This is a genomic window from uncultured Bacteroides sp., from assembly GCF_947632445.1.
GTDB lineage: Bacteria > Bacteroidota > Bacteroidia > Bacteroidales > Bacteroidaceae > Bacteroides.
In genome coordinates, this window is sequence record NZ_CANRPM010000073.1 from 1 (window position 1) to 11,415 (window position 11,415).

Consider the following 11,415-nt stretch of genomic DNA (forward strand, 5'->3'; position numbering starts at 1 on the left):
AAGCCTATACGGCCCTGTTGAACGGAACCAGCCGCCTCTACGGCTCGTTGGGACTGGTAAGCCCCTCCGAGGGGAACTTCAGCGCCTGGCCTTCGCGCATCGCGCGGAAACGGCGCAAGTACATCAAGCTGCCTCACGGCAGGGCCAGCGTGGGAGGCGACGACGTATGCCTCACCCTGCGCATCTCCTTAGACGAGACCGACGTCGCCCCCGCCGACACCATCCTCGACGAGAGCCGGCGGGCGAGCGACTTCGTAGACCGCGTATTCGACTACGGCTTCTAAGCCCGTCATTCCGTTTGTTTCACAAAAAAAGACCGAAGAGTATGAGTTTTGGAATAAGCAACAACGTAAGAAGCCGGGTCGTGCGCGAATGCACCCCCGAACTGTTCCACCGCGCGATGCGTTCGGAGGCGGTGGCGGAAGTCTGCGCCGAGATAGCGGACGGACTGGAGCAGCTGCGTCGCGGCGAGCTGACCAGAGAAGAGTATGACACGCTGAAGTCCGGGCTGAAGAAGCGGCTGCCCATCTTCACCCCGCACGCCACCTTCAGGAACGGACGGAGGCTGAACGCCGACGCCGTGCCCAGCGGCCTGTCGATGTACGACATCGACCACCTGCCCGACCCGCGCGGCTACTGGGAGGCGAAGCGTGCCGAACTGGAGGCGAAGGGAGCGATGCGCTACGTGGCCCTGGCCCACATCACGCCCAGCACCGAGGGCCTGCGCCTCTTCTTCCTCATCCCCGACGGAATGGACCTGGCGGAGGCGCAGCGGTGGATGTCCGAACAGCTGGGCGACGGCGACTACGACGCCAGCGTGAAAGACTATGCCCGCTCGTCGTTCGTCGTGCCCGAATCGTATGTGCTCTACCTCGACGAAGAACGCCTCTTCCGCCCCGTGCCCGTCCCGTGCGAAGCGCCGGAGGAAGACAAGGCCGGAGCCGGGGCCGGAGACACGAAAGAAGAAACGGCCGGCGACGTGCCCGAACCGGTCGGAAATCCCGACGAGCCGGAGCCTGCGCCCGAAGAAAAATCCGAACAAGGGGACGCCTGCGGGGAGGGGACGGCCTTCAAGGGCATCCCCTATTCGGAAATCATCGCCCGCTGGTTCGAGCTGGCAGGCGGCGAACCCGTCGAAGGCGAACGGAACGACAAGCTCCACCGGCTGGCCTCCCACCTGCGCTACATCACGGACAACGACGAGGCGCTCCTCCTCCGGGTGATGCCCCGCTACGGCCTGTCCGAAGAAGAGATGAAGGGGCTGATACGCTCGGCCTGCGCCGCCCGCTGGTGCTCCATGCCGAAGCTGCTGCGCGAGGCGCTGAAGAAGGCGGAAGAGAAAGCCGGCGAGGCCGCAGAGGCAGGCGACGACCCCCTCCGCACACCCTTCTCGCCCGACTGCTGGCCGCTGCCCCGCCGTCTTCCGCCCCTCATCAGGCTCCTGCTGAGCTGCACGCCCGACGCCTACAAGCCCGCCGTGGCCCATGCCGTCTTCCCGCCGCTGGCCACCCACCTCCATCGCGTCCGCTTCAGGTACATCGACAACGTGGAGCACGAGGCCACCCTGATGAACGTCCTCATGGCGGGCACGGGCGCCGGCAAAGACTGCATCTCCGAGCCCATCAACCGCATCCTCGCCGACATCCGCCGCCGCGACGACGACAACCTCCGCCGCGAACGCGAGTGGAAGAACGAAGTCACCTCGAAGGGCGCCAACAAGGACAAGCGGAAGCGTCCCGAAGGCCTCGTCATCCAGGAAATCGACGCCGACATGACCAACCCCGCCTTCGTGATGCGCATGGCCGAGGCCGACGGGCATTTCCTCTACACGAAGCTGAACGAAATCGACCAGTTCGACGCCCTCCGGGGAAGCGGAAAGGCAGGGCAGCAGTTCCAGATCATGTGCCTCGCCTTCGACCCCGGCAACCGCTACGGACAGACGCGCGTGGGCGTGCAGAGCGTGACGGAGAAGGTGACCATCCGCTTCAACTGGAATGCCGCCACCACCCTCCGAAAGGGCCGCCGCTACTTCGCCAAGGTGCTGACCGACGGGCCCGTCTCGCGCATCAACTTCTGCACCATCCCCGAACGCGAAATCGGAGCCGACATGCCCGTCTACGGCACCTACGACGCCTCCTTCGACGAAGCCCTCCGGCCCTACATCGACAACCTCGTCAAGGCGCAGGGACTGATAGACTGCCCGCAGGCCTTCCGCCTCGCCGGGAAGCTGAGGGAAGAGTGCGCCGAGTTTGCCCGCCTCTCGCAGAACCGCGTGTACGAGAACCTCTCGTTCCGCGCCCTGGTCATCGCGTGGCTCAAGGCGTGCGTGCTCTACGTGGCCAACGGGTGCCGGTGGGACAGCACCTTCGAGGACTTCGTCCGCTGGTCGCTCGGCTACGACCTGGCCTGCAAGATGGAGTTCTTCGGGGCCGACATCGAGGAAGCCCTGCGCGAGGAGCAGCGGGACGACCGGCCGGTGCCGGGACGACGGAACCTGCTCGAACTGCTGCCCGACGAGTTCACCTATCAGGATGCCGTGCGGGTGCACCAAAGCGAGGGAATGGACGCGAAAGGCACCGGGGGCATGCTGAGACAATGGAAGAGCAGGCGTTACGTGACAATTGTGACAAATGACAATTACCTGAAATTGAAATTCAGAAAAGATGGAAATAAGACTGACAAGAATAGCAAAGCGTGAGGCCTACACCATCGGCCGGCTGGAGATAGACGGCACCTACTTCTGCGACACGCTGGAGCCGACCTGGCGCGACCTGAAGCGGCGGCGGAAGGTGCCGGGGCGCACCGCCATCCCCGAAGGGCGCTATCCGGTGGTCATCACCCTGAGCTGCCGCTTCGGCCGGTGGCTCCCCCTCCTGCTCCACGTGCCCCTGTTCGACGGCATCCGCATCCATGCGGGCAACACCTCCGCCGACACTGCCGGCTGCATCCTCCTGGGCGAGAACCGCGAACGGGGTCGGGTGGTGAACTCCGCCCGCTGGGTCGGCCTGCTGAAGCGCCGCATCGTCGACGCGAAAGAGCGCGGCGAAGGCGTGTGGATTACGGTATGCTGAATTGTATCGCCGCTTTCTGTGTCGGGGCGTCCTTCGCCGGGAGGCGCGGGCGCTCTTCTTTTGCCGCCGCCGCTTCGGGCTTTCGGAAGAAAATTCCTACCTTTGCCGCATGAACCGATTTTATACTTCCGTAGAAATGCCCGAAGGACTGCCGCGCTTCTCCCAGCGCGGGCGGCTGCTGCTGATGGGCTCGTGCTTTGCCTCGAACATCGGGGCACGGCTGCTGGAGGCGAAGTTCGCCTGCGATGTCAATCCCTACGGGGTGCTCTACAACCCGAAATCCCTTTCGGCCGCCCTGCGCGAGGCGCTGGACGGGAAGGTCTACGGGGCGGACGACCTGGTGTCCTACGGCGGCCTGTGGCATAGCCCGATGCATCACGGCGACTTCTCCGCACCCGCTCCCGCCGAGACGCTGGAGCGCATCAACGCCCGCCTGGCGGCCCTGCATGCCGGACTGAAGGACTTGGACGGGCTGCTTGCCACCTGGGGCACGGCGTGGGTGTACGAAGACGCCGCGACGGGCCGCGTCGTGGGCAACTGCCATAAGCGTCCCGAAGCATGCTTCGGGCGCCGCCGCTTGGAGCCGGACGAAATCGCGGACGACTGGCTCGACCTCATCCGCCGGCTTCGGGCCGTCAATCCCCGCCTCCGCGTGGTGCTGACCGTAAGCCCCATACGCCACCTTCGCGACGGGCTGCATGCCGACCGCCTGAGCAAGGCCGTCCTCCTGCTGGCGGCGGACAAGGTGGCGGAGGCCATGCCGGAGACGGTGGGCTACTTTCCCGCCTACGAGCTCCTGCACGACGAACTGCGCGACTATCGCTTCTATGCGGCCGACATGGTGCACCCCTCCGACGTGGCGGCGGGCTACGTGTGGCAGCGCTTCGCCGAAACCTGCCTGACTGCCGGGGCGCGCCGCGTGGCCGAAGAATGCGAGGCGATACGTAAAGCGTTGGAACATAGGCCTTTCCGTCCCGGCTCGGAAAGTTATAAGACTTTTTTAGAACAAATATTGTTAAAAATCGACCGACTTAACGAAAAATATCCGTACTTAGATTTCGAAAAAGAAAGAATGACATGTCGTATTCGATTGAACGCATAGCAGAGATAATCGGGGCCCGGCGCATAGGCACGACCCCCGCTTCCATTGATTGGCTCCTGACCGATAGCCGCTCGTTGAACTTCCCCGAAGAAACCCTTTTCTTCGCCCTTCCCACCCGGCATAACACGGGGGCGAACTACATCGCCGAACTCATCGAGCGGGGCGTGCGGTGCTTCGTGGTGAGCGCGGAAGAGTATCGGGAAGACCGGTGGACATCGGAGAAGGACGACCTGAACTTCCTGCTCGTCGCCTCCCCTCTGAAGGCCTTGCAGAAGTTGGCGGAGGTACACCGCGAGCAGTTCGACATCCCCGTGGTGGGCATCACCGGCAGTAATGGCAAGACGGTGGTGAAGGAATGGCTCCACCAGCTGATGGGCGAAGACCGGCGTATCCTGCGCTCGCCGCGAAGCTATAATTCGCAGATCGGCGTCCCCCTTTCCGTGTGGCAGCTGAGCGAAGACGACGAGCTGGCCGTCTTCGAGGCGGGCATCTCCGAGCCGGGCGAGATGCGGGCGCTGGAGGCTATCATCCGCCCCACCATCGGCATCCTGACCAATATCGGCGGTGCCCATCAGGAGAACTTCTTCTCGCTCCAGGAGAAGTGCATGGAGAAGCTGACGTTCTTTAAGGACTGCGACGTGTTGATCTATAATGGCGATGACGAGTTCATCTGTAACTGTGTGGCGGCCTCGCTGCTCTCCGCCCGCGAAATCGCCTGGAGCCGGAAAGACCCCGAACGGCCGCTCTTCATCTCGAAGGTGGAGAAGAAAGAAGACTGCACGCAGATAGACTACCGCTATCTGGACATGGACAACCGCTTTACGCTGCCTTTCATCGACGACGCTTCCATCGAGAACTCGTTGAACTGCCTGGCGGCGTGCCTCTACCTGATGCTCTCCCCGCAGAAAATCGAAGAGCGGATGGCGCGGTTGGAGCCGGTGGCCATGCGCCTGGAGGTGAAGGAGGGTAAGAACGGCTGCCTGTTGATTAACGATAGCTATAACAGCGACATGGGCTCGCTCGACATTGCCCTCGATTTCCAGTACCGGCGCTCCCAGTCCAAGGGCCTGAAACGCACCCTCATCTTGTCCGACATCCTGGAGACGGGGCAAAATGCCTCGAAGCTCTATCGGCGTGTGGCCCAGCTGATGAGGAGCCGGGGCGTGGAGCGTATCATCGGCGTGGGGCACGACATCTCGTCCTGCGCCTCATGTTTCAGCATCGAGAAGGCCTTCTACCCCGACACGCCGGCGCTGCTCGCGGCCCTTGACCGGGGCGAATTAAGGTTGGAAAGGGAGCTGGTCTTGATAAAGGGCGCCCGTAAGTTCGCCTTCGACCTCCTGAGCGAGAACCTCGAACGGAAGGTGCACGAGACCATCCTGGAAGTGAACCTCGGCGCGATGGCCGCCAACCTGAACTATTACCGCAGCAAGCTGAAGCCTGAGACGAAGATGGTGTGCATGGTCAAGGCCTCGGCCTACGGCGCCGGCTCCTACGAAATAGCCAAGACCTTGCAGGAGAGGCATGTGGACTATCTCGCCGTAGCGGTGGCCGACGAAGGGTCGGAGTTGAGAAAGGCGGGCATCACGGCCAATATCCTCATTATGAACCCCGAAATGACGGCCTTCAAAACGATGTTCGACTACAAGCTGGAGCCCGAAGTCTATAGCTTCCATCTGCTGGATGCCCTCGTGCGCGAGGCCGAGAAAGAAGGCATCACGAACTTTCCCATCCACATCAAGCTGGACACGGGCATGCACCGCCTGGGCTTCGCACCCGAAGACATGCCCGCCCTGGTGAAGCGCCTGCGCGGGCAGAATGCCGTACTGGTGCGTTCGGTCTTCTCGCACTTGGTAGGGAGCGACTCGCGCGTATTCGATAGCTTTACGCGGAGGCAGATAGAAACCTTCGAAGCGGCGGCAAAGGTGCTCCAGGACGCCTTCCCCCATAAGATATTACGCCACATTTGTAATTCGGCAGGCATCGAACGCTTCCCCGGAGCCCAATTCGACATGGTGCGTTTGGGCATCGGCCTCTATGGCGTTAATCCGATAGACAACTCGATACTGAATAACGTGAGCACCCTGAAGACCATCATCCTCCAAATACACGACGTGCCGCAGGAAGACACCGTGGGCTATAGCCGGAAGGGACACCTGGAGCGCCCCTCGCGCGTGGCCGCCCTGCCCATAGGCTATGCCGACGGCTTGAACCGGCGTCTGGGCAATGGGCATGCCTATTGCTTGGTGAATGGACGGCGGGCGCCCTACGTGGGCAACATCTGCATGGACGTATGTATGATAGACGTGACGGACATTGATTGTAAGGAAGGCGACACGGTGGAAATCTTCGGCGACCACCTGCCCGTGACCATCCTCTCGGACGTGCTCGAAACCATCCCCTACGAGGTGCTGACGAGCGTGTCTACGCGCGTCAAGCGGGTGTATTATCAAGATTGAAAATAAGGGCGGGGAGGCGCGGAGAATGGATATTTTTCGTATCTTTGCCCCATAATAGAAAGAGAAAGCCATGACAAACTTACTTTTATTGGGCTTCCTGCCCAGCGGCTCCGAGTGGATTATCATCGCGGTCATCATCCTCCTGCTCTTCGGAGGCAAGAAAATCCCCGAATTGATGAAGGGGCTTGGCAAGGGCGTGAAGAGCTTTAAGGAAGGCGTGAACGAAGCTAAGGAAGAAATCAACAAGGCCCAGGACGACCTCGACGAGCCCGCCAAAGAGAAGAAATAACCCGAAAGCCATGTCGGAAGGCAAGGAATTGACTTTTTGGGAACATCTGGACGAGCTCCGCAAGGTGCTCATCCGGGTGCTGTGCGTGTGGCTTGTATTGGGGATAGCCTACTTTTCCGCCATGCCTTACTTGTTCGATAAGGTGGTGCTGGCCCCTTGTAATAACGACTTTATCTTCTACGACCTGTTACGCTACATCGGCGAACGCCTCCGGTGGAAGGATGATTTCTTCACGCAGGACTTTCACGTGAAGCTCGTCAACATCAACCTCGCGGCCCCCTTCTTGATACACATGTCTACCGCCTTCTGGATGGCTGTGGTGACGGCGGCGCCCTACCTCTTCTACGAAGTATGGCGTTTTGTCAGCCCCGCCCTCTATCCCCACGAGATGCGCGGCGTGCGTAAAGCCCTGCGGATAGGGACGCTGATGTTCTTCGTAGGCGTATTGATAGGCTATTTCATGGTCTATCCCCTGACCTTTCGCTTCCTTTCCACCTATCGACTTAGCTCATTCATCGAGAACCAAATCTCGCTGAACTCCTACATCGACAACTTTATGATGCTGATACTCTGCATGGGGCTGGCCTTCGAACTCCCTTTGGTAACGTGGCTGCTGTCCCTATTGGGTATCGTACACAGGCGCATGCTGCGTAAGTATCGCCGTCATGCGGCGGTGCTCATTGTCATCGTGGCGGCCGTCATCACCCCTACGGGCGACCCCTTCACATTGGCGGTGGTGGCCATACCGCTCTATCTGCTCTACGAACTAAGCATCTTGATGATGAAAGACAAGCCGGCGGAAGCGGAAGAATAGGACGCTTTTCCCTTCGGAAAAGGACGATATGGATGGTATAAAGCGATGAGATATTTTGGGAAATCACTATCTTTGCTTTCATGGAAAAAGACGAAGTGAAGGAATATTACGCCCGGTTGCTGGATGCTTGCAGGGACGAGGTGCCCATCGAAGCGGCGTATAGGCAGTTACGCGAGCTGCTGGAGGAGCTATGCCGCACCCAGATGTCGGATGGAAGCTTGCAGATGACCGACCTTTCCGCCCGCATCAGCTATGTGGCAGCGCGAGTCGGCCTTTCTATCGTGGAGCAAAACCGCCTGCACACCTTCCGCTTGACGTCCAATCGCGTACTCAATCACGAAGAGAAACCTGTGCGCGACAATCTGTTACGCGATGCGAAGACGCTGGCTTTCTTCATCAAGCTCTTGACGCACGAGGATATTCCCGACACCCTTTACCGCCTCTTGCCACGTGCCGATGCCACCTACGTGGCGATGCCCCTGGGGCGCCGTGTGAAGCGCATGCGCGTGTGCTTTCAATATGCCGACGATACCTACCTGTATGTGCAGCCCCTCGAAGGCCTTGTTGACGAGTGGCTCAAGGTGCGCTACAATGTGCCCGATGTGAACGAAGAGTTCCGGGAGACGTGTGAACTGCTGTGGCGCCATGCACAGGTCAACTTGCTGGACGTCGTGGTGGACGAGGAGGGAGTGCTTACGCCTTCGTTCATCATTTTGGAGCCGGACTACCTAATCGACATTAGCTCACTGGCCGAGTGCTTTAAGGACTATGGACACCATCCGGCCAATTACATTTTGAACCGCCTCCGGCCTTCGGACAATACGTGTCCGCTTTTGCTGGGTAACATCGCCAACCTCTTTTTGGACGAATGGATCCACGCGGAGGGCGAGCCCGACTATCTGGCGTGCATGAAGAAAGCCTTTCGCACCTATCCGTTGGAGCTGGCCGCTTGTGAGGACTTGCGCGATTCGGCGAAGGAAAAGCAGTTCTTTGCCGCCTGCCGCCTGCACTTCGAGAACATCCGTCGGACGGTGAACGAAACCTTTCCCGCCCCCGGCTATGGGCTCGACAAGAGCGATGCCGTGCTCGAACCTTCGTACATCTGCGAGGCGCTGGGCCTGCAAGGACGCCTCGACTACATGCAGCGCGACATGACGTCGTTCATCGAAATGAAGTCGGGCAAGGCCGACGAATATTCTATCCGAGGCAAAGTGGAGCCCAAGGAGAACAATCGTGTGCAGATGCTGCTCTATCAAGCCGTGCTGGAATATGCAATGGGGATGGACCACCGACGGGTGAAAGCCTACCTGCTCTATACACGCTATCCGCTGCTCTATCCTGCTCGTCCATCGTGGGCGATGGTACGCAGGGTGATGAACGTGCGTAACCGCATTGTCGAGGCGGAGTATGGCATCCAATTGAGAAACAACATCGAATATACGGCCTATAAATTCAAGGACTTGCAGCCCGACATCTTGAACGAGCGCGAATTGGAAAGCAAGTTTTGGCGGGACTACCTCTGCCCACCCATCCAATGTTTGGCGGAGAAGCTGGCCGCCTTGTCGCCGTTGGAGAGAAGTTATTTCTATACGCTCTACAATTTCATTACAAAGGAACTCTATACCTCGAAATCGGGCGATGTGGAAGGGCTGAGCCGCACAGGGGCTGCTTCCCTGTGGCTTTCCACTCTCGACGAAAAATGCGAAGCGGGCGAAATTCTCTACGACCTGACCATTCAAGACAACCATGCCGCCGACATCCATAAACCCTATCTGCAATTGGCCCGGCGGGGTGGTGGAGAAGAAGCATTGGCCAACTTCCGTGCGGGTGATGCCGTGGTGCTCTACGAACGTAATTCGGAGCGGGACAATGTGACGAATAAGATGGTATTCAAAGGTAATGTGGAGTCCATTTCCGAGCAAATGATTCGCCTCCGCCTGCGTGCCTCGCAGCAAAATGCGGGGGTGTTGCCGGCCGGTAGCCGCTATGCGGTGGAACACGACTACATGGACACTTCTTTCCGCAGCATGTATCAGGGACTTTCGTTCTTTCTTTCTGCCACACAAGGGCGGCGTGACTTGTTGCTGGGGCGTCGTGAACCGGCTTTTGACGAGAGTTTTGACGGGCAAATCCATGCGGCGGCGGACGACTTCGAACGTGTCACCCTAAAGGCGCAGGCGGCTCGCGATTATTTCCTACTGGTGGGCCCGCCGGGAACGGGAAAGACTTCGCATGCTTTACGAGGGATGGTAGAAGCTTTCTATGCGGAAGGGAAACAGATTTTACTTCTATCATACACGAATAGGGCGGTCGATGAAATCTGTAAGGTTTTGTCGGCCGTCAGGCCGGAGATTGATTACATACGCCTCGGCAGCGAATTGGCCTGTGAGGAGACTTATCGTCCGCACCTGATTGAAAATGTACTGGATGATTGTCTTAATCGCCGCGAAGTACAGGAGCGTATCATGCGATGCAGGGTGTTTGTAGGGACGGTGCCCACCCTCTCGACCAAAACCGACTTGTTCCGCCTGAAGCGCTTCGACGTGGCGTTGGTAGATGAGGCTACTCAGATATTGGAGCCTCAGTTATTGGGTCTGCTTTGTGCGCGAAGTATATCGGGCGAGGATGCTATCGGCAAGTTTGTGCTGATAGGCGACCATAAGCAGCTGCCTGCCGTCGTCCAGCAGGCGTCTGAGTATTCGGAAGTACATGATGAAGAGCTGTGCCGGCTGGGGTTGTACAATTTGAAAGACTCGTTGTTCGAACGCCTTTATCGCCACTTGACAGCACGGGATGAGGCCGGTGAGAATGGGAGAGTAGTGGCAGGCCGTTGCCACGACATGTTGCGCCGCCAGGGACGTATGAACGCCGATGTGGCACAATTCCCTAACCAGACTTTCTATGGAGGGCTGCTCGAAGTGCTCGGACTTGATCATCAGCGAGGCGATCTGAAGTTGGCTCCTTGCCTGCACGACCATCCACTGGCTTCCGTGCTGACCAAGCGTGTGGCTTTTCTGCCCTCTGTCGTGGACGCTTCCCTGAAGTCGGTCAAAACCAATGCGTCGGAAGCCAGGCTGGCGGCTGCCTTGAGTGAGGCGATCTACCGGCAATATTCGGCTTGCTCGACTTTCGATCCGGTGAATACTTTGGGTATTATTACGCCCTACCGGAGTCAGATTGCCTTAATCAGGGCAGAGCTTGCCGCCTTGGAAATACCAGCCTTGAACGATGTGGCTGTGGACACCGTAGAACGCTTTCAGGGGAGTGAACGGGATGTTATTATTTATTCTTTCTGTGTGAACCGTGCCTACCAGTTGAAGTATCTGGCCAATGTGACTGAAGAAAGAGGAGTGGTAATCGACCGGAAACTGAATGTAGCTTTGACCAGAGCACGTATGCAGGTGTTCATTATCGGTGTGCCCCAGTTGTTAAATCAGAACCCTATTTATGCGGATTTGCTTCGTTTTTGCAAAAATTAATCGGTGAATGATACAACTTATTAGAATAATTATTATTTTTGCACCACGTTTTTTTCATAGAGATTTAGATTTAAGGTTAGAAGAATTGTGGAAGTCGTGAGACTTCCCTTTTTTGTCTTTATGAAGATTATTCTCCTGTTTTTTGTTTTTTTAAGTTAGTAGTAGGTTTGTTTATCGTAAAAAGAGAAAGGGGCTGCGTCG

Annotated in this window: 8 protein-coding genes; all 8 read left to right on the forward strand. The window is 58.4% G+C overall.

The window, feature by feature from the left end; translation table 11 throughout:
* A partial coding sequence (locus tag Q0Z70_RS11515; protein WP_298074668.1) for a hypothetical protein occupies positions 1-284 on the forward strand: 284 nt, incomplete at its 5' end.
* A 41-nt stretch (positions 285-325) separates the two neighbouring features.
* A complete protein-coding gene (locus Q0Z70_RS11520; RefSeq protein ID WP_298074670.1) occupies positions 326-2,698 on the forward strand; it encodes a BT4734/BF3469 family protein in 2,373 nt (790 codons plus the stop codon).
* Complete coding sequence (locus tag Q0Z70_RS11525) at positions 2,664-3,071, forward strand: DUF5675 family protein (RefSeq protein ID WP_298074672.1); 408 nt, start codon at positions 2,664-2,666, stop codon at positions 3,069-3,071. Before Q0Z70_RS11520 ends, Q0Z70_RS11525 begins: the two co-directional genes overlap by 35 nt.
* 109 nt (positions 3,072-3,180) lie before the next feature.
* Entirely contained in the window at positions 3,181-4,173 is a 993-nt protein-coding gene (locus tag Q0Z70_RS11530; RefSeq protein WP_298074674.1) for a GSCFA domain-containing protein, read from the forward strand.
* On the forward strand, positions 4,149-6,632 hold the full coding sequence (locus tag Q0Z70_RS11535; protein WP_298074676.1) for a bifunctional UDP-N-acetylmuramoyl-tripeptide:D-alanyl-D-alanine ligase/alanine racemase: 2,484 nt from the start codon (positions 4,149-4,151) through the stop codon (positions 6,630-6,632). Before Q0Z70_RS11530 ends, Q0Z70_RS11535 begins: the two co-directional genes overlap by 25 nt.
* Before the next feature lie 70 nt (positions 6,633-6,702).
* Entirely contained in the window at positions 6,703-6,921 is a 219-nt protein-coding gene (tatA, locus tag Q0Z70_RS11540) for a twin-arginine translocase TatA/TatE family subunit (protein ID WP_298074678.1), read from the forward strand.
* A gap of 10 nt (positions 6,922-6,931) precedes the next feature.
* Positions 6,932-7,735, forward strand: a complete 804-nt coding sequence (tatC, locus tag Q0Z70_RS11545; RefSeq protein WP_298074680.1) for a twin-arginine translocase subunit TatC — start codon at positions 6,932-6,934, stop codon at positions 7,733-7,735.
* 80 nt (positions 7,736-7,815) lie between these two features.
* Positions 7,816-11,214, forward strand: a complete 3,399-nt coding sequence (locus Q0Z70_RS11550; RefSeq protein ID WP_298074682.1) for an AAA domain-containing protein — start codon at positions 7,816-7,818, stop codon at positions 11,212-11,214.
* Positions 11,215-11,415: the final 201 nt, after the last annotated feature.

What these genes read in the sequence shown, in the direction of transcription:
- Q0Z70_RS11520 (WP_298074670.1), top strand. Translation starts at nt 326, where the DNA reads ATGAGTTTTGGAATAAGCAACAACGTAAGAAGCCGGGTCGTGCGCGAA.
- Q0Z70_RS11525 (WP_298074672.1), top strand. Translation starts at nt 2,664, where the DNA reads ATGGAAATAAGACTGACAAGAATAGCAAAGCGTGAGGCCTACACCATC.
- Q0Z70_RS11530 (WP_298074674.1), top strand. Translation starts at nt 3,181, where the DNA reads ATGAACCGATTTTATACTTCCGTAGAAATGCCCGAAGGACTGCCGCGC.
- Q0Z70_RS11535 (WP_298074676.1), top strand. Translation starts at nt 4,149, where the DNA reads ATGTCGTATTCGATTGAACGCATAGCAGAGATAATCGGGGCCCGGCGC.
- tatA (WP_298074678.1), top strand. Translation starts at nt 6,703, where the DNA reads ATGACAAACTTACTTTTATTGGGCTTCCTGCCCAGCGGCTCCGAGTGG.
- tatC (WP_298074680.1), top strand. Translation starts at nt 6,932, where the DNA reads ATGTCGGAAGGCAAGGAATTGACTTTTTGGGAACATCTGGACGAGCTC.
- Q0Z70_RS11550 (WP_298074682.1), top strand. Translation starts at nt 7,816, where the DNA reads ATGGAAAAAGACGAAGTGAAGGAATATTACGCCCGGTTGCTGGATGCT.